At 65.4% G+C, this 18,789-nt stretch carries 16 protein-coding genes and 1 pseudogene; 8 read left to right on the top strand and 9 right to left on the bottom strand.

What is annotated here, in order from left to right; genetic code table 11:
• Nucleotides 1-25: 25 nt before the first annotated feature.
• The 5 genes from RI03_RS04325 to RI03_RS04345 all read left to right on the top strand — a co-directional run bounded on the left by RI03_RS04325 (nt 26) and on the right by RI03_RS04345 (nt 5,294).
• A complete protein-coding gene (locus tag RI03_RS04325; protein WP_010215473.1) occupies nt 26-511 on the top strand; it encodes a polysaccharide biosynthesis/export family protein in 486 nt (161 codons plus the stop codon).
• A gap of 79 nt (nt 512-590) precedes the next feature.
• Nucleotides 591-1,073 (top strand): hypothetical protein, encoded by a 483-nt coding sequence (locus RI03_RS04330; protein WP_238542262.1) that lies wholly within the window; start codon nt 591-593, stop codon nt 1,071-1,073.
• Nucleotides 1,074-1,097: 24 nt separating this feature from the next.
• Nucleotides 1,098-2,411, top strand: a complete 1,314-nt coding sequence (locus RI03_RS04335) for an outer membrane beta-barrel protein (RefSeq protein ID WP_010215475.1) — start codon at nt 1,098-1,100, stop codon at nt 2,409-2,411.
• Between the two features lie 25 nt (nt 2,412-2,436).
• A complete protein-coding gene (locus tag RI03_RS04340; RefSeq protein ID WP_010215476.1) occupies nt 2,437-4,611 on the top strand; it encodes a GumC family protein in 2,175 nt (724 codons plus the stop codon).
• Entirely contained in the window at nt 4,608-5,294 is a 687-nt protein-coding gene (locus RI03_RS04345) for a hypothetical protein (protein ID WP_010215477.1), read from the top strand. The genes RI03_RS04340 and RI03_RS04345 overlap by 4 nt, the downstream gene beginning before the upstream one ends.
• Here the strand turns inward: RI03_RS04345 and RI03_RS04350 are convergent.
• The 6 genes from RI03_RS04350 to epsC all read right to left on the bottom strand — a co-directional run bounded on the left by RI03_RS04350 (nt 5,240) and on the right by epsC (nt 13,393).
• A complete protein-coding gene (locus tag RI03_RS04350; protein ID WP_238542263.1) occupies nt 5,240-6,664 on the bottom strand; it encodes an O-antigen ligase family protein in 1,425 nt (474 codons plus the stop codon). The two genes, RI03_RS04345 and RI03_RS04350, sit on opposite strands and share 55 nt — an antisense overlap.
• Nucleotides 6,665-6,711: 47 nt before the next feature.
• Nucleotides 6,712-7,368, bottom strand: a complete 657-nt coding sequence (locus RI03_RS04355; protein ID WP_010215480.1) for a sugar transferase — start codon at nt 7,366-7,368, stop codon at nt 6,712-6,714.
• 214 nt (nt 7,369-7,582) lie between these two features.
• A complete protein-coding gene (locus RI03_RS04360; protein WP_010215482.1) occupies nt 7,583-8,467 on the bottom strand; it encodes a cell wall hydrolase in 885 nt (294 codons plus the stop codon).
• Nucleotides 8,468-8,700: 233 nt separating this feature from the next.
• A complete protein-coding gene (locus RI03_RS04365; protein ID WP_010215483.1) occupies nt 8,701-11,184 on the bottom strand; it encodes a TonB-dependent receptor plug domain-containing protein in 2,484 nt (827 codons plus the stop codon).
• Nucleotides 11,185-11,408: 224 nt separating this feature from the next.
• The gene (locus RI03_RS04375; protein ID WP_010215484.1) at nt 11,409-12,425 is read right to left on the bottom strand and encodes a gamma-glutamyl-gamma-aminobutyrate hydrolase family protein; all 1,017 of its coding nucleotides are present in this window, start codon (nt 12,423-12,425) and stop codon (nt 11,409-11,411) included.
• Nucleotides 12,422-13,393 carry a serine O-acetyltransferase EpsC gene (epsC, locus tag RI03_RS04380; RefSeq protein WP_010215486.1) on the bottom strand — a complete coding sequence of 324 codons (972 nt, stop codon included), beginning with the start codon at nt 13,391-13,393 and terminating at the stop codon, nt 12,422-12,424. The genes RI03_RS04375 and epsC overlap by 4 nt, the downstream gene beginning before the upstream one ends.
• A 171-nt stretch (nt 13,394-13,564) precedes the next feature.
• On the opposite strand from epsC, the gene RI03_RS04385 reads away from it, so the two are divergent.
• A complete protein-coding gene (locus tag RI03_RS04385; protein WP_010215487.1) occupies nt 13,565-14,905 on the top strand; it encodes a dicarboxylate/amino acid:cation symporter in 1,341 nt (446 codons plus the stop codon).
• Nucleotides 14,906-15,134: 229 nt separating this feature from the next.
• Here RI03_RS04385 and RI03_RS04390 read toward each other — a convergent pair whose 3' ends face one another.
• The 3 genes and pseudogenes from RI03_RS04390 to RI03_RS04395 form a co-directional block, all read right to left on the bottom strand.
• On the bottom strand, nt 15,135-15,575 hold the full coding sequence (locus tag RI03_RS04390; protein ID WP_443208544.1) for a Csu type fimbrial protein: 441 nt from the start codon (nt 15,573-15,575) through the stop codon (nt 15,135-15,137).
• A 3-nt stretch (nt 15,576-15,578) separates the two neighbouring features.
• Nucleotides 15,579-15,782: pseudogene (locus RI03_RS25335) on the bottom strand (spore coat protein U domain-containing protein); the annotation flags it as partial.
• A gap of 208 nt (nt 15,783-15,990) precedes the next feature.
• Nucleotides 15,991-16,545 (bottom strand): FimD/PapC C-terminal domain-containing protein, encoded by a 555-nt coding sequence (locus RI03_RS04395; protein WP_010215489.1) that lies wholly within the window; start codon nt 16,543-16,545, stop codon nt 15,991-15,993.
• A gap of 386 nt (nt 16,546-16,931) precedes the next feature.
• On the opposite strand from RI03_RS04395, the gene RI03_RS04400 reads away from it, so the two are divergent.
• Together RI03_RS04400 and RI03_RS04405 are read left to right on the top strand one after the other, a co-directional pair.
• Nucleotides 16,932-17,237, top strand: coding sequence for a hypothetical protein (locus RI03_RS04400; RefSeq protein WP_010215490.1), 306 nt, complete (start codon nt 16,932-16,934; stop codon nt 17,235-17,237).
• 625 nt (nt 17,238-17,862) lie between these two features.
• The gene (locus tag RI03_RS04405) at nt 17,863-18,765 is read left to right on the top strand and encodes a phosphotransferase (RefSeq protein WP_010215491.1); all 903 of its coding nucleotides are present in this window, start codon (nt 17,863-17,865) and stop codon (nt 18,763-18,765) included.
• Nucleotides 18,766-18,789: the final 24 nt, after the last annotated feature.

The following is an 18,789-nucleotide window of genomic DNA, read 5'->3' on the forward strand; positions in this document are numbered from 1 at the left end:
TTGGTATTATGTCGCGCCGGCGGCCGTGTCCGTCGGAGAGGATCCGCTGGAATCCGATTATACGCTTGGGGTCGCAGACAAGGTTCGCGTGATCGTCTTCGACGAACCGTCGCTGTCGGGCGAGTTTGTGGTCAATGCGAACGGATCATTATCGATGCCGCTGATTGGGGATGTTCGCGCCATTGGCAATACCGCCGGCGACATCGCGCAGACTATCCAGGCAAAGCTTCGACAGGGATATGTCCTGGAACCCCGTGTCAGCATCGATATACTGACCTTCAGGCCATTCTATATCCTTGGCGAAGTAAACAAGCCCGGGGAATATCCATATTCATCGGGATTGACCGTTGACGGTGCCGTAGCGACTGCGCAGGGATATACCTACCGAGCAGAGAAGAAGTCGATCTATATAAAACGCGCTGGAGAGGCGCGCGCGGTGAAAATGAAACTCATGCCGGATCTTAAAATACGTCCGGGCGACACCATTAGAGTCGGCGAGCGGTATCTGTGATGATCGACTTTGTAAGAGCGTTGGTCTTGAAATATGCCAGCCGACGAGCTGGCGTAGGGGAACGTGAAGGGATTGCAGCATGATGGGTTCCGGAGCGCTTCGTATCGTTGCCATGCTGTTGTCCGGCACGTCCATTTCGGCTGACGTCGCTTATGGCCCCGCTGGGCTTCCGGCGCTGGAGGATCAGGCGCAGGCCGCACCCTCAGCGCCGGATGCATCGCCGCAACCCGACCAGGAGCAACAAATCTCGCAACTGGCCGCGCTGCTGATCGCCGCCTTGCAGACAAAGGGGCTTCAGCGCGGCCAGATCGAAGGCCAGTTATCCCTGGCGATCGGCCAGTCGCAAGCCGCATGCGGCGTGTCGCAGTCGGCGCTGACTCGCGCGGCGGCGCAGGTTGGCCAACTCAGCCCGGACGCCTCGGTCGCGGTCCGCAATATCACCGGGGCACTGGCACGGTGCGAGGTCAATGGCACCGCGGCACTCGCCAATGCGCAGACCCTTGTCGAGCAGGGAACGACCCTGGGGCTTTCGGGGGGAAGTTCGAACTACACGAGTCAATAGCGTTGCATTGCTGGGGGGCATCGAATGACGCAAAGCGTAAGCTTCTGGACTTTGGGGATCGGCTTCGTCGCCCCGTTCGTCGTGTTCGGATCGACCCCGGTCTTTGCACAGAATGTCGGCGACAGCTTCGTCGTGCCCAATCTGCCGATCCAATATGATCGCGGGCGGAACACCGGCGTTCTGGACCGGTCGCGGCCGGAGTTTGACGCGCTCGGCGTCAAGCTCGGCGGGTTCACGCTGTTTCCGCGCGTGGAGACGACGCTGGGCTATTCCGACAATGTGTACCAGACCGATACCGCTCGGACCGGAGACGCATCGTTCGAGCTCTCCCCCAGCGCGCGGCTTACAAGTGACTGGTCGCGCAATGCCTTAACGCTGGAAAGCGGCGCAGGCATCAAGCGGTTCCTGTCCGAGACGCGGCGAAACCAGGAGACCTGGTATGTCGGCGGATCGGGACGGTACGATGTCGGCGGGCAGATCACGGTTTCCGGCTCGGCGCGAACGCAACGTGCGGTCGAACCGCCAACCTCGGCCGCTTATCCGACGGCTGCGGCGGCGGCGTCGCAGTATCAGACGACGCAATTCCAGCTCAATGCGGGATATGCGCCGGGGCGATTGCGGCTGCAGGGCGGGGTCGGTTTCGTCGCGCTCGGTTTCGACGATGTCCTGACGTTCGGCAACGGCGTGATCAGCCAGCGGAACCGCAATTCGCACACGTCGAGCGGGACCGGCCGCGCTGAATACGCGCTCAGCCCCGATACCTCTTTGTTCGTCCAGGGAAGTTACGAACGGGTCGATTATGCGCGCCCGTTGGCAAGCGGTATCCCGAACCGCAGTTCGGATACGTATCGCGCGCTTGGGGGCGCGACGTTCGATCTCAGTACGTTGCTTCGGGGGTCGGTCGGGATCGGCTATATCCGGCGCAGCTATGACGCCGCCATCTATCGCAGCATCGGTGGCCTGACGGCGGAGGCCCGTCTCGAATATTTCCCGTCGCCGCTGACGACCGTCACGCTGACCGGGCGTCGTCTGATCGAGGATGCGTCCTTCACGAACTCTGGCGGTTTCGTGAACAATACCGCGGCGCTGCGGGTCGATCACGAACTGCTGCGCTATGTCCTGCTCAATGCGCAGGTCGGCTATGAGCGCGATACCTATCGCGGGTCGAACGCGAAGCTCGACATCGTCCGGGCAAGCGGTGGCGTGCGGTATGTCCTCACGCGGATCTTCGGAATCGGCGCGTCGGTGACGCACGACCTGCGTTCCGCGAAGGGCACGGGGGCGGGCACGTCCTATCACGAAACCCGCTTCCTGCTGTCGCTCGTGGCGCAGAAATGACGTTCCTCGTCGAAAAGTATCGCAAATGGACATGATTTCCGAACCGCAGAGCCTGCCGCGCGGCAGTCGGCTCGATCAAAGTCGTCACATCGGCCAGAAGCCGGTGACGCTGACGTCGCTTGGGGGCACGCTGCGGCAACGCTGGCGCGTGATCGTCGGGGCGGTTTTGCTCTGTTCGCTCGCTGCGCTTGCCGCCGCCTTTCTAATCACGCCGCGATATGATGCGGTGGCGCGGATCCGGATCACCCCGGCAAGCCAGGCACCGCTCGACTTCGAAACCGCCAAGGACCAACCGCTCGACCAGGCGCTGGTCAATACCGAGATCGCCACGATCCGCTCGCGCGATATCGCGCGCCGGGTCGTCCTGCAGACCGGATTGCAGCATGACGTCGAATTCGCCGGCGCGCAGGCGCTCGCCGAGAGGCGTGGCGGTCCGCGCGCCGCAATCGAAACCGCGCATGCGACCGAAGTCGCGACCTCCGGGCTGCTCCGGCAGCTCTCCGTCGCGCAACAGGAAAAGAGTTACGTCCTGTCGATCGGCGTGCGATCGCGCGACGCCGCCAAGGCGGCACGGCTCGCGAATGCGGTCGCGTTTGCCTATATCGACAGCACGGCGGACTTGCAGACGAGCACCGCGACCCGTCAGGCACAAAGCGGGTTGAGCGCGCTGCAGCGGCTCTCCGCGGAGGCGGAGGGGGCCGCGACCACCGTCGCGCGCTACCGCTCCGCAACCGGGATCGTCCAGGGCGGGGCGATCGGCACGATCAACGAACAGCAGGTCGGACCGGTCTCGCAGCAACTCGCCGCCGCGCAGGCGCAGGCGGCGGCGCTCCGGTCCGACGTCGCCGCAGCGGAGCGGCAGATCGCGTCGGGGGTCAGCGATGCCGTCTCGGCGGTCCGCTCCGCCCCAGCGATCACCGACTTGCGGCGCCAGCGGACCGAGGCCGAGCGCCAGCGCGCGCAATATGCCGCGCGCTACGGCCCCAAGTTCCCCGCGCTCCTCCAGAGCAACCAGCAGATCGAGGCGCTCGACCAGCAGATCCGGCTCGAACAGACCCGCATCATCGAAGGGTTGCGGAGCGAGGCCCGGTCCGCCGATGCCAAGGCGGCCGACCTCAACCGGCAGCTCGCGGGCCTGAAACAGCAGATCGCGCTGAACAACCAGGCAGCGGTGCGGGCGGAAAGCCTCCAGCGCAAGGCGGATGCCGCGACCGCCGCGTACAACCGCATGGCGGGCACCGTCCAGCAGGCCGCTCAGGCGCAGCGCAGTAGCGAACCCCAGGCCCGGGTGCTCGAGCGCGCGGTCGTCCTCTCCCGGCCGACCTATCCCAACCGCCCGGCGATCGGCGTCGCGGGCGTGCTGCTCGGTCTGGTCCTCGGGGTCGGCGCGGCGCTCGTCGGCGAAGCGGTGCAGAGCACCGTCCGCAGCCCGGAGGAAGTGGAGACCATGCTCGGGCTGCGGTTCGTGACGGCCATTCCGCAATTGCGCGGGCGTCGGATGGTCGACGCGTCGGGGCGTCGCTGTGCGCCTGCCGACACGCTGCGTGACGCGCCCGTTTCCGCGTATTCAGAGGCGTTCCGCGCGATCCGCAACCTCGTCCGCTCCACCGGGGTCAAGATCATCGCGATCGGTTCGACCCTGCCATCCGAGGGGAAGACGACGAGTGCGTTGTCACTTGCCCGCGTGATGGCCTTGTCGGGCGACCGCGTGCTGCTGATCGATTGCGACGTCCGGCGGGCCGGCTTGATGCGCGCGCTGGGGTGCGCGCCCGAGGCGGGGACGATCGAGGTCCTTACCGACGCCGCCGTCCTCGACCAGGTGGTGCAGCAGGATTTCATCCCCGGGCTCGACCTGCTCTGCGTCCGCACGCCGACCTTCACGCCGACTGACCTGTTCGACACCGGCGCGATGGCAGCCCTGCTCGATCGGGCACGGGACGGGTACGATCATATCATTCTGGATACGCCGCCCTTGCTCGGCATAGCCGATGCCAGGACGCTCGCGACGCTCGCGGATGGCGTTCTCGTGCTGATCAAATACAATGCGACCCCGCTTTCGGCGATCGACGCTGCGCTTGCCGGGCTCGAGCAGGATGGCGCAGTGGTGCTGGGCGGCGTGTTGACGATGGTCGATCCGCGCTCCGAAGCGATGGGGGCGCTGTATTATTCCGCACGGTACAGTCGATATTATCAGCAATGACGACATTGCGCGCCCGCGTGCCTCACAGGTGGCGGGGGGCGTTCCCGGCGCTGTTCGCCAGTATCGCGTGTATCTGCGTCGCTATCGGCGCGGCGCGGCTGGCGGGGGATGAAGCGCTTGCAGTCGTGATCACCGAGGCGGTGCAGGCGCGTTCGCCCACCGCGCGCGATGCGGCGCTGGAGGCATATGGGGATCGTGCGGCCGCCACGCTGCCGCCACGCGCGCTCGCGCCGCTGGCGCAACTGGCGATCAATGCGGCGCACTCCGCCGCCAGTCCCGAACTGCGCAGTCTGAACGGCGCCCGGGCCGATGCAATGGTCGGCTGGTTACGCCGAACCCGACCCGACTGGGGCGCAACCTGGCTTCTCGTCGCGCAGCAGGAACGCCTTCACCACGCGGGCGCGACATCTACGGCGGTAGCGGCGGTGGCGAGGAGCTACCGGCTGCGACCGTTCTGCGCGGCCTGCGCGGCGTGGCGGATCGCCTTTGCCCGACTATACTGGCCCGCGCTGGACGCGGCGACCCGCACCGCGGCGATCGAGGAAGCGGTCTGGCAGACCCGTTACGACAATGGTCGCCGGAGCGGCTATGAGCATCTGCTCGGCAACTCCCCCGCCGGAGTGGCCTATCAGTTGCGCATGTCCGGTGTCGGCCAGGGCGACGCCAACGTGGTTTCGCGCTGACGCGATCGGGGAGGTCCGGCGGAACCGATTGCCACACCGCCGAGGGTCCGTCCCCAGACGAGCCCGAGAAGCGCCGCGGACAGCGCGGCAATCGCGGGAACGTTCAGCGCAATGTCGATCAGCGATCCTGCTCCCGCGATCGCCACCGCAAGCAGCATCGCGCGGGCCAGCGTCGCGCGCAACAGCCCGGGCGTCCGCACGATCCGGGATCCGATTCCGAGCACGGCGATGGCGACCAGCGCGACCGCCGGCCATCCGGCTTCGATCGCGAGTTGGAGCGGCGCGTCATGCGCGGCGCCGAAATCCCCGACGAGCAAAACCGTATCCGGCGTGAGGGTTTGCGCGTTGAACCGACTGAAGCCGCCCAACCCGTAGCCGAACACGGGCGCATCGCGCGCCAGACGAAAGTAATGGCGCAGGACCGCAATCCTGCCCGATCCGTCCGCGTCGGCGATCGAATAGCGCGCGAGGACCGATGGCGCCGCGAGCCACACCGCACCGGCGCCGATCGTGAGAGCGAGCAACGCGACGACGCGATGTCTCGGAGACGTCGACGGCACGCGCGAAACAGGATGTGGCGCGAGGGCGTAGACGCCATGCGCCACGATCGTTGCCGCGAAAGCGGCGCGGGACTGGGTCATCGCGACCAGGACGAGCGCAACGATCGTCCCGATCAGCGCGAGCGGGATCGCCAGCGGCGAATGGGGGCGGGAACGCGCGCGCCAGATTTCCCAGCGATCGCGCGCGACGCCGGCCATCAGCAGGCTGATCATGCCGAAACTGATCCCCGCCGCATTGGCATTTCCGATGAGGCCCGTGAACCGATGGTTGCGGTGGTCCATCATCATGTCCGCTAGCCCCGGTGGCCCGAAACCGCGCAAGGCGAGCATCGCGACGATCAGCAGCGACGCGCAAACGCACAGGCCGGTCGTGACCGCGCGGGCAAACCCGCGCAACCGCCCGGCCATGCCGCATGCCAGCACGAGGGCCACTAGTGCGAAGGCGTGGCACCAGGCGATGCCAAGGAGATCGGGGTCGAGCGGTGTCGGGACGAGTCCGCGCGCAAGCCCCGGAACCATCGGTACCGCGGTCCACGAGAGGAGCAGGATCAGGGGGATCGCTACTGGGCCCATCCGCCGGACGAGGGCGGGGTCGCTCGGCACCAGCAGGAACGCCAATGCCGCCCAGCCGAGATACAGGATCGATGCGGATGCGGACAGCAGCGCCGAATTCGCCCCGTCGGCGGCGAACGGCAGGATCAGCACCGGCGCCAGGCCATAGGCAAGCCAACGATGCCCGTGCTCGGCCATCGTGCCCGATCGGTGCCGCTGGGCGAACGATCCGGTCGGTACGCGCGGAGCGGGTCGCACCGGCTGCCCCTGGCCCGGACTGTCCAGTGAATGAGGCCCTGAGCGCTTCAGAACGAACCGCGTTGCAACAGGACCGCCGGTACCGTCAGCATGACGATTCGCCCGTATAGCTTGACGCTTTTTCGACGCGCATAGACGACATCAAGGGCGACGCGCCGGCGATAGCTGGTATTGTTGCGGCCGCTGACCTGCCACAGCCCGGTAATCCCGGGACGGACCGCCGTATAGTGCGAGAAGTGCCGCCCGTAGCGCGCGATTTCCGCGGAAACGATCGGGCGGGGGCCGACGAGGCTCATCGTCCCCTGCAGTACGTTGAACAGTTGCGGAAGCTCGTCGATGCTCGAGCGGCGCAAGAACCGGCCGAGCGGCGTGACGCGCGGGTCATGCCGCAGCTTGTGGTCGAACATCCATTCGGTACGGGCAATGGGATCCTGCTCGAGCAGGCGTGCCAACCGTGCGTCCGCATCGATCGTCATCGTGCGAAACTTGAAACAGGAAAAGGTCTCGCCGTGATAGCCCACGCGCTTCTGCAAATACAGCGCGGGTCCTTTGCTCGACGACCGCACCAATATCATTATGAAGATCAGCAAAGGCGCGAAGAAGATGATGAGCGGGATGGCTAGCCCGATATCCAGCAGCCGAATAATGTCGAACCGATACGGTGCAGCCGGGAAGCACGTCGGTTCTGCAGTACCAACTTGCATCAATATTCCCCCGGATTATCACAAGAATCGTCGTACGTGAATATCGTGTATATAAACCCCAGATAAAACGGAAACGCAACAAGTCGCTATAGGTTAAAGAATGGTTCAAATGACGTAGTTTTAAGTAAATATCGCAAAACAAAACGGATTTTTGTAATCCAGGGATTGGAATCACCGTATCGGGTGATTCTGCACCTTCGCGTCGATGAAGCTATCAGTTCGACGGAATGGCCAGGCCTGACGGCTTTCTCCGGGCTTCCGGGAAAAAGACCGTTTTGCCGCTCCGTGCGGCAGATTGGGGGTGTGTCGTCGATTCCGCCTGGATCAGCTGCGGTTTGGCGGTGTCGGGGGCCGGGGCCGGGCCTGCCGGAGGCGGGGCGTGCTGGGACTCGCTCGTCGCCAGTACGCTGGGTTCGAGGAGCGTGCCGGTTGTGGTCGCCGGAACCGGAACGGTCGGCGTTGCGACGGTTGCTGACGGGTATCCGCCATAAGGCCGGGGCGGACGATAGAAGACATGATGCCCGATGATCGCAACCTTGGCGAGCTCGTCGGCCCAGCGTGGAACGATCCAGACCGTATGATAATGCGTTGCCTGCCCGGCAGCGAACGAGATGGTCCCGTGCAGCGCCGCCTCGGCAACCGCCCGCGCGCGCGCCATGCCCGCGGGATCGGGGCGGCGGGCCAGCGAGCCGTCGCACGTGAAGGTGAATTGGCACCCGCTGCGACGCTGTGCACCGTCATAGACCACGTCGCAGACGGTCTTCGGGTAATGCGGGTTGCGCAACCGGTTGAGCACGACCTGCGCAACCGCTTGCTGTCCCACCACCGGCTCGCTGGCGGCTTCGTAATAGATTGCGGTGGCGAGACAGGTCGTCGCGGCGGTGCGGTCCGGCTCGGATAGCGAGGCCGGGTCGAACGGCGGTGGCGTCGGGTTGGTCGCGGCCAGCGGACGCGCGAGGTTGGTCGCCAGCGCCTGGGTCGTACTCAGCGCGAGCGTTTGTTGCGGGAGGAAGGTTTCAAGCGCGAGGTCGGGCGCGGGGTATCGTCCGGGCTGCGGTGCTGGCGAAAGCGACGGCGGCAGGTCGCCCGGCGCAAGCACGTCTGTTCCGTTCGATGTGGAAAGGTAGATGAGGCAGGACGTCGCCACCAATAGAAGTACGATAAACGCGGTCGCGTACAGTGTGGAGAGACGGGCATGCGCGATCATGCGAACCGGGGTCGCATCGTTTCGAGAAGACTGTCAATCGATGTCGCGGAAGTACCCGATAGACAAAGACAAATCGGCCGCAATAGTGGTTCGGGGGCAGTCGACGCTGCCCCCGAATGGCGTGGCTACCAGTTCAGGCCGACCCGCCCGTAGACGTAGCGACCATTGAACCCGAACGGCGAATAATAAGGGAACGCAACCAGACCGCTACCGTTCAGCACCGTCCCGCGCGATGACGCCAGCTTGACGAAGTCGGGATAGGTGTCGAACAGGTTGTTCGCGCCGACCGCGAGGTTGAGATTGCGCATCGCCTTGTAGCGCAGCTCGAGGTCGAAGATCGTATGACGCCCGGTGTGGATGTCGTCTTCGGCGAAGCCGGTGCTGCTTGGCTGGTTGACGTCGCCATAATAAGACGCGCGCGCGGTCGCGCCGAGGCGGTCGAGCGACCAGTCGACCGACCCGACGACCTTTTCGCGCGGAGTGCCCTGTTCGAACGACACGATCCGCTGGCGGCTGAAGATCGGCAGCGTCGCCGTCCCCGCCGACGAGGTGATCACCGCTGCGGCGGGCGCACGCGTGACCTTGATGTCGTTGATGTTGGTCGCCGCGGTCAGATCGAACGTGCCGGCGCTGCCCGTCGCCTTGCGGTAATGCGCGACCACGTCGATCCCCTTGGTGGTCGAGCGGATCCCGTTGAGGAAATAGCGCCCCGCAGTCACCGCAGTGATCCCCTCGTCGCGCAATCGCCCGACGACGACCGCGCCGCTGAGATTCTCCGACAGCGCGATCTGGTCGCGGATCTTGATGTGATAGGCATCGACCGACAGATCGAACCCGCCCGACCGCAGCACGATTCCTGCCGAAAGGTTGCGCGCGCGCTCGGGCCGCAGCGCCGTCCCGCCCAGCGCCGCGCCGACCAGGCTGGTCGACGGGAACAGCCCGGTCTCGACGATGACGCCGCTGGTCAGCACCGCGGAGGTCGAGGTGAAGAACTGCTGCTGGAGCGAGGGTGCGCGGAACCCGGTCGAGGCAGTCCCGCGCACTGCGAACCAGCGCGTCACGTCATAGCGCGCAGAGAGCTTGCCGGTCGCGGTCTCGCCAAAGTCGGAATAGCTTTCCCCGCGCACCGCGGCCCCGAGCGTCAGCCCGTCGACCGGCTTCGCCTCGAGGTCGACATAGCCCGAGACATTGTCCCGGTTGGCGTTGACGACGTTCGACGGCTGGAACCCCGGGAACCCCTGCGCGCCCGAGCCGAGCGTGCTGCCAGCGCCCGGCGCGCGATTGTACGACGTCGGCTCGCCCGCGCCGATCTTGAAGCCCTCGCGGCGGTATTCGAGACCCCAGGCGATGTTGATCGTCCCCGCGCCGAGTGGCTGCTCGCGCGAGACGTCGATCCCGCCGACGAGCTGGTCATAGGTCAGCTTGCCGTCATAGAAATTGGTCTGCGAGGCGGCACCATAGGTCGAATTGCCCGAGTTGCGCGTCTCGAAGTTGAGCTGGTTGCGTCCGTAGGACACGTTGAAGTCGACCTTCCACCCCGACAGTTCACCGCGGATCCCCCCGGTCGCGGTGAGGTCGTTCGATTCGACCGCGATCAGCGGCAGGAAGCCGTCGGGATAGAGGCTGGCGAGTGCGGCGGCATTGGCGTTTGCGTCGGTCCCGCCATTGACGCGCGGGGTCGCGGCACTGACGCTGTCGCGGTGCTGGTACCCACCGAAGCCGTAGAGCGTCCAGCCGGTGTCGCCGAGCGGCTTCCCGGCGTTGAGGTAGCCGCTATACTGCTGGACGTCGGGATCGCCGAAGCGCGAGCGGACCCGGATCGGGGTCTTGCGCGGGTCGAAATCGCCGCGGCTAGTGGGGTTGCGGTCGAGATACTCGCCCGACAGCGTCAGGAACCCGTCGGACCCGAGCCCGACGCCCTGCCAGCCCGCGACCGTCACCGTCTCGCCGTCGCGTTCGCTGCGGTTACCGCGCGCGGTCGTCACGTCGGTGATGTCCTGGCCATAAGTGACGCTCGCGCCGCCGCCGTGCCGCGCCTCGCGCAGCCGCAGGTTGACGACGCCGGCGATCGCATCCGAGCCATATTGCGCCGCCGCGCCATCGCGCAGCACCTCGATCCGGTCGAGCGCGACCGAGGGGATGGTGTTGAGATCGACCGAGGCCGACCCGCGTCCGACCGACCCGTTGGTGTTGATGAGCGCCGAAGTATGCGCGCGCACGCCGTTGATCAGCACCAGCGTCTGGTCGGGCGAAAGCCCGCGCAACGTCGCGGGGCGGACCGAGTCGGTGCCGTCGACTGCCGCCGAGCGCGGGAAATCGATCGAGGGGACGACCGCGGCCAGCGCGCTGGCGAGTTCGGTCGTGCCCTGTCGCTGGAGCGTCGCGGCGCTCAGCACGTCGATCGGCGAAACGCTGTCGAGCCGCGAGCGGCCGCTGGTGCGCGTGCCGGTGACGACGATGTCGCTCGGTTCGGCGGGCGCGTCCGCGGTTGGGGCGGTCGCGGTCGGGGCGGCGTCCGCGGGGGCGGGGGCGACCTGCGCCTGGGCGTTCGTTGCGATGACGAGCGCGAGCGTGGAGGCGGCGGCAAACAGCGGCCGAAGGTCGGTCATGACGGAGTCCCTTTGGTTTTCAGCGGGTGACACGGCGTGCTTGTGACGCTTTCGTGCCGGTCGCTCTTGGCAGATGAAGCGGATCGGGGACGCAAAGAAATCCTTGCATCGCGCTAGTAAAAAACTTGGTCGGAAAAGAGCGGCCCGGCGACAGGGTCGCCGGGCCGAGGTGACGCCAGGGAGCTAACCTTGCGCGTATCGTGTCGCCCGGTGGGGCGAAAACCCTATTGCGCGTTCTGCGCACCGCCACTCGCATTGAGCGAGAGCGTATCGTTACCCGACGAGACAGAATCGTTGCCGAACGTGTCTGCCGAAGCCGTATTGGCGTCCGCGGCAGCGGGGTCGTTCGGAACCGTCTCGTTGACGATCGCGGTGTTCGCGCCCTCATCCCGTTTGGCGCAGGCCGAAACCGTTACCAGTGTCGCGGCCATCAGTGCGGTCGTCAGCAGAGTCTTTCTCATCATTTCCCTTTCTTTGTGGTGAACGCGATCATCTGGCAGACGCCGCCGCGCGTAGCGACGACCCCAGCAGCGTGAAGAACGCACGGCTTTCCGGCGACCGCTCGACATCCCATTCCGGATGCATTGCACGCCCAGCACGTCCGCACCGCACGGCCGCGCCCGGATCGCCTCGATAAGCCCGTCATCGGCGGCGGTCGCCTCCACCGTCAACCCGGCACCGAGCCGATCGATTCCCTGCTCATGGACCGAATTGACCGACATCCGCGCCCGCCCGGTCGAACGCGCGAGCATGCCGCCCTGGTTGAGCTCGACGTCGTGGCAATGGCCGAACAGCTCCGTGTAACACCCGTCCCACGACCCGCGATGGTGCCGGTCGCACGCAGTCGTCAGCGATCCGCCGAACAGCACGTTGATTTCCTGCAGCCCGCGACAAATGCCGAACACCGGCTTGCCCGCCTCGATCATCCCACCGGCAAGCGCCAGCGCAACCGCGTCCCGGTCCGGGTCAGCTTGCTGCTCGGCGGGAAGGGGCGCGCCGCCATAGTGTTCGGGCGCGACGTTGGACCGTGAACCGGTCAGCAACAGCCCGTCGAGCAACAGGGTCAGCGCGGCGATGTTCGCGTCATCGCGGATCGCGGGCACAAGCACCACCGCCGCTTCAGCAAACCGCGCGAGCGGCGCGATGAAACGAGTCGCCACGGCCTGCACCGGCCGCACGCTGGTTTCGTTGCAGCACAGCACGCCGATGACCGGCCGTCGCGGGATGCCAGGCGCGATCAATGCGTTGCCGCCCGTTGCAGGACGTCGCGCAGGTCGCGCCCGGCGGCATGATCGAGCCGTACCGCCTCGGGCTGGACCAGCACGCTGTCCTCGGGCACGTCCGAGAGCAGCCAGACATTCCCGCCGATCGTCGACCGCGCGCCGATCGAGACGCGCCCCAGGATCGTCGCGCCGGCATAGACCACGACGTCATCGCCGAGGATCGGGTGCCGCGCGTGGCGCTCGCGGACATCGTCGCGGGTCGCTCCGGCCGGGCTGCGCGCGCCGAGCGTGACATGCTGGTACAGCCGCACGCGCGCGCCGATGATCGCGGTCTCGCCAATCACGACGCCGGTGCCATGATCGATGAAGAAGCTTTCGCCGATCGTCGCGCCGGGGTGAATGTCGATCCCGGTACGCTCGTTGGCGATCTCGGAAATGACCCGCGCGACGATCGGTGCACCGAGCGTGTGGAGTTCGTGCACGATCCGGTGGTGGAGACTCGCAATCGCGCCGGGATAGCAGACCAGGATCTCGTCGACGCTGCGCGCGGCGGGATCGCCCAGGAACGCCGCTTCGACGTCGCTGTCGATCAGCCGCCGGATATCACCGAGTGTCGCCGCGAACAGCCGGGCGATCGTCGCCGCCTGATCGGAATCGAACGGTCCGGCCTCGTGCTGCCAATAGCCCAGTTCCGCGCCCACCTCGCGTTCGAGTTCTCCCAGCGCGGCAAGCAGCTTGGCTGCGACGAAACCGTCCTCTTCCCCCGCCGCGCCGCGAAAATGGCCGAGCCGTCGTGGATACAAGGTCGCCGCGAGCAAGCCGATGACCTGCTCGAGCCCCTCGCGCGATGGGAAGCTGGCGACGTCGCGCGCCTCATCCTGCCGGGCGCGCCACGCCGCGCGGGCGGCACGCAGGTCGACCACCGCGGTACCGACCGGCGAGGGGAGGGTATCAGATTTGGCAGAGAGTCCGGGTTGCAGGGTCATCAGTGCCTCCGAGCGTGATCATATCCCATCAAACGAGTAGGGAATGAAAGAATTGCTTCGGCGACGCCAAGCATGGCTTTGCGGACGGGACGTCCGTGCGGGTCCATGACGCGCACCCTGTCCTGCGCGTCCCGCGTGCGGGTTTCGCCAGACGTTACCGGAGCCTGTTTCATGTCCCATCCTGCGCCGCTTTCGCGTTCCGCGCTGCGCCTGCCGTTTGGCGCGCAAGTGCTGTTGGGGATGGGAATCGGGTTGGCGCTCGGGTTCGCCGGACGCGCGCTCGACGGCGGATCGGGCACGGCGCTGGGCGAGACGCTCCACACCGTCGGCCAGATCTTCGTGCAGTTGCTGAAGGCGCTGGTGCCGCCGCTGGTGTTCACCGCGATCGTCGCATCGATCGCGGCGCTCCGCGACCTCGAGAATGCCGCGAAGCTGGTCGTGCAGACCTTGCTGTGGTTCGCGTTCACCGCGCTGATCGCGGTGACGATCGGGATCGTGCTCGGGCTCGTCATCGAACCCGGGCTTCACGCCGGGATCGACCGTGCCGCCGCGAAGCTGCCGTCGAGCAGCGGATCCTGGCTCGATTTCCTCAAGGGGCTCGTGCCCGTGAACCTGTTCGGGATCGGCGCAGCGACGACGATCGAGGACGGTGTCGCGAAGACCGCGGTGTCGTTCAACGTGTTGCAGATCATCGTCGCGGCGATCGCGATTGGGGCGGCGGCGGTGCGCAGCGGGGAGGGCGGGGCCGGCTTCCTCGCGTTCAACGCCTCCGCGCTGATCGTCTTCCGCCGGCTGCTGCGCTGGGTGATCGCGCTGACGCCGATCGGCACCGCTGCGCTGATCGGCGATGCGGTGATCCGGTATGGCTGGAGCTCGCTATCGGCCCTGGGGTCGTTCGCAGGTGCGGTCTATCTCGGTCTCGCGCTGGTGTTGTTCGTCGTTTATCCCTTGCTGCTGCTGGCGAACGGGTTGAGTCCGCTGCGCTTTTTCGGGCACGCCTGGCCCGCGATCCAGCTCGGGTTCGTTTCACGCTCCTCGGTTGGGACGTTGCCGATGACCGAGCAGGTGACCGAGCACGGCCTCGGCGTCCCGCGGGCCTACGCCGCCTTCGCGGTCCCGCTCGGCGCGACCACCAAGATGGACGGTTGTGCGGCAATCTATCCCGCCTTGTCGGCGATCTTCGTTGCGCAATTCTTCGGGTTGCACCTCCATGCATCGGATTACGGGCTGATCGCGTTCGTCTCGGTGATCGGCTCCGCCGCGACCGCGGGGCTGACCGGCGCGACGGTGATGCTGACGCTGACGCTCTCGACGCTCGGTCTGCCGCTGGAGGGGGCGGGGCTGCTGCTCGCGATCGACCCGATCCTCGACATGGGGCGCACCGCGGTCAACGTCGCAGGACAGGCGCTCGTCCCCACGATCGTCGCAAAGCGCGCCGGAATCCTCGATCTCACGGCGTTCGGTCGGGCGCGCGCGAGTGCCGGGGCCATGCCGGAACCGGCGTCGATCTAGGGTTTTGAGCGGTCTCGGGGCGGAAGGGATTCGAACTCAAGCGCCAGGCGATGGATTTATCGCGATGCTGGTTCGGCCGGTTTTACTGGCTACCACGAAACAAGCCGCGTCAGCCCGATCGCCCGAAACCCGCTTTTGCGGTCTCGTTCGATCCCCGGCGGGTAAGATCGACATGCCCGCCACCTTTTCGCAACGGGACCGCTGGCGGGAAGATGCGGTCTAGGGGAGATCAGTAGGTCACGGTGGCGATGATCGTGTCGGCATAGGCTCCGGGACGGACATTCTGGCCGCCGGGAATGCGTGCATAGATGGACAGTCGTTGGGCGGCACCTGTCCCGGTTCCGGGCTTCGTGCTTGAGCCGATCGTATTGCCCCAATTTGTGGTCCTGCCGCTATCCTGGAACATCTTGTAATTCAGCACCGTGGACGAGGGCCCGGTCATGCGGCGGGTCGCGATCGTGGCGCCGCTGCCATTGCCGATGCTCAAGCCGAGACTATAGGCAGTCGTGTTCGTGCACGTGGCGGTGATGACGGCGATGCCGTCTTTCTGGACGTTCGCATACGTTCCGAAGCTGAGGCTTTCTGAAGCAACGGTGCACGCCGCCTGGACGATTGCCGTCATGGTGAACGTGGTGGTTACTGTGGATGCGCTCGAGACGCGCGCCGTTATCGTATCGGTATAGGTTCCGGGAGCAACGAACTGACCCGCCGCCATTCGGGGATAGATGTTGAGGATCTGCTTGCTGGCCGTCCCGGTCCCCGATCGCGAGTTGGTGCCGCTGGTGTTCCCCCACACGATCGCGCGCGAGGCATCCTGGAAGAGTTTATAGGCCAGGACGGCGCCACCGGGACCGGTCAGTCGCCTGGTCGTGACCGTCGCCCCCTGGCCGACGCCGCGTTCAACCCCACATCATAGACTTCCCCCTACGAACAATTGATTGTGACCGGCACCGCACCCGGATCCCGTGCAGTACCGGAATAGATGCCGAAATTGGCGGACACGGTCGAGATCGCGCAGGTCGCAGTGGCCGCCCCCGGAAGCGCTGTCAGGACGACCAAAGCCGCAAAAAACATCCGAAGCCGCATCACTTTGTCGGTATCTTGCAGGAAAGCGGCCCGACCGTCGGGAGATCACCGGCTTTCGGCTGATAGTCGAACGACAGCGAACAGAGTGATCCGTCGGGAAGCGACACGTCGATCATGTTGTGCGGCTGCAACCCGGTGACATAGGTTTCCCCATCGAACCCGACCGGAGCGATCGCGCCGGACTGCCGCACGGTTGCGGTGCTGCCGATTGGGATCGCCACGCCGGCCGCGTCGACCAGGATGAGCAAGGCGCCGTGGCTTGCCTGAGCAGGAAATCTGACGATCACGCCAGCGTGGTCCGGCGGGCGCACGATACGCAAGTCGGTCTCGAGCGTGACGTCTGGCGGGACATCCGTCGCTTCGATGCCGATATGGTTGAGGTCGAACGCCCGCAATTCAGGGACCAGCAACAGGCCACGCGCGTTGGTTCGGCCGACGTCGCGATTTTCGTACAGTACGCGGATGTTGGGCAAGCCGCCGGTATCGACCACCGCGAAGCTATCGTCGATCGCATTCGCAGCGAATACGCCGCCATTTAGACGCGACTGCCACACCCGCCAGGCTCAACCCGAGCAGAGGTGACTGAATAACACGCCGTCGCTTCTCTGGTGAAGGGTGCCAGCATGGGACGCAAGGATCGGCATGTACCTAGGGCGTGTTGACGCTGCGGTTTTCCAAGGGGTGTGAATCTGTGATTCAAGGCTGCCTTTTGGGGGCGGCGTTTGCTCGAGGAGACTCTTCGGATGCGGCATGGTCGCACACCGGGGCACCGGTGTCGGCAGGGTGCGGCCGCAAAGCCCCGGCAGAATTCAGCGCCGCGCTCCGCTAAAATACCCAGCGGCAAAGTCATGATTTTTTAGGGCATGGCGGGCAAAGTCGTGCGCTGAGACCGTGGTTGAGCAAACCGGTGTACCGGTCTTGCTGGAGACGGCATGTGAGTATGGTAGAACGTGTCGCGCGAGCGTTACGGGCGAGAGATGAGACCGTCGTTCACTTTCGGGGTGCTGAGGCGCCGACCTGGGCCCAGTACCTCGAGGATGCACGATCATTCCTCTCGACCCTGCGCGGCCCCACAGAAGCGATGCTCGAAGCCGTCAGACCCATTCCCGAGCATTGGCTGGCCGATGGCATTCTGGACGAATCCAGGCGGGCGGCGATCCTCTCGTGTCGAATTGATGTGTGGAGTGATTGGAACGACTTGCTCGATGCCGCGATCGAGGAGCACATAGACCCCGAGCCATGCTGACGGGCCCGGGTCCCGGCAGGGTTTCCCGTCCAGAGCAGCAAGTGCCGGGGCACTTTTTTCGCATCGATCCCCGTTCGTTGGGAGCGCGCGAGACGTGGGGGCAGTAAGGACGGCGTTGCGTTGATGGTCCCTTTCGGATCGCGTGTACCGAGTCGGCGATGCCGTGGGATGACGCAATCGGGCAGGACGCATCTAACGGATCCAACCCTGCAACTCCGCTGGATAATGCCGTCAATGCTTGTTCGTGATTGACCAAATCAACCCCGAGACGGGTCCTTCCTGAAGCTCGGGGACACCATTGTGGCATTCGATCCAACGCGACAGACTGCTTGTCCGGCAAGGTCACAGCGGCTGCGGTTTATCGGGCGTCGGACCTTACCCAGTCCACCTTTTGCAGCGGCTGACTTGCGACGAAAGGAAGCAGTAGCGGTCCCTAGCATTGGTCGCGGCCGCTTGCGTGCGCGCCTTCAAGCCAAGATGGCTAGTGCACTGAAAATTGCGATGTCCTTGCATGTTCCAGACTAAGGCACTCATCTAGCGATCTTTATGTTGAGTTAATATAGTGTTAAGGTTAGGGAAGGCGATGGCTTTAGCTGAGTATCTAGCGCGCACGTCCCCCAGCGGAATGACAGACGATACAGCGGCTGCCCTCGATGTTCTGGGGCGGGCGATCTACCCGGAGGGTGGCCGGGCAATCAACGAAGTCGACGTCATCCGAAGCGAATCGAGCGTTGCTGATGGCGCGGCGATCTTTCTGTTAGATCGTGCGTTTGTCCTCTTCGTCGCGCCCCATGAGCATCCCGAGGCGGCCGAGATGCAACGGACTGCCATGGTCCGGATCCAGCAGTCTTTGCCGCAGGCTCAGTGCAGGATGCTGCTGCCTATTACTGCAAGCGGGTATCTAGCCGAGCGTTCCTTCATCGTCCTGCCGCGGTGCAACCCGCTCGCGTCGGGTCGGATCGGGCGATTTTTCGAAAAAAGGCGGGTCGCGGACGAGATTCTACCGTGGCTACGCGAACTCGCGGTCTGGAAGGTGCGCGAGACGTCGGATCCTCAGCGGTTTATCGAATCCATGCAGGCGCTGATCCGGATGGAAGACCTTCCGGGCGATTTGCTCGATACGGCGCGGCGGATCGAGCAGGGTCTTCGCGCAACCACGATCAGGCCATGGCATATTCCGATGCACGGCGACCTCTGGCGCAACAACATCATGCGACGAGAAGACGGTAGCCTTGCGGTCATCGACTGGGCGGGCAGCGAAGTCGACGGCTACGGGATCTACGATCTCGTCCGGTTCAAACAGTCCCTCAACATTTCGAAGGCGAGCTACTGTCACGAATTGCGCTGGTATACCGAGGCTATGGGAGGCGAAGACGGTGTGATCACCCATCTGCTGGGGGCGCTGGGCCACTATGGCGACAGGTTGGGGGAGTTCCCCCGCGAACGCTTCGTGACCCTGGCGAGCGAATGTTATGCGCTGTTGATGTCCGGCCTAAGCCTTGGGCGAGGCGGGGTCGCGCACGCTTGACCAGCGCATCCTGGTGGAGTCGTT

Source organism: Sphingomonas sp. PAMC 26621 (assembly GCF_000251145.1).
Taxonomy (GTDB): domain Bacteria; phylum Pseudomonadota; class Alphaproteobacteria; order Sphingomonadales; family Sphingomonadaceae; genus Sphingomonas.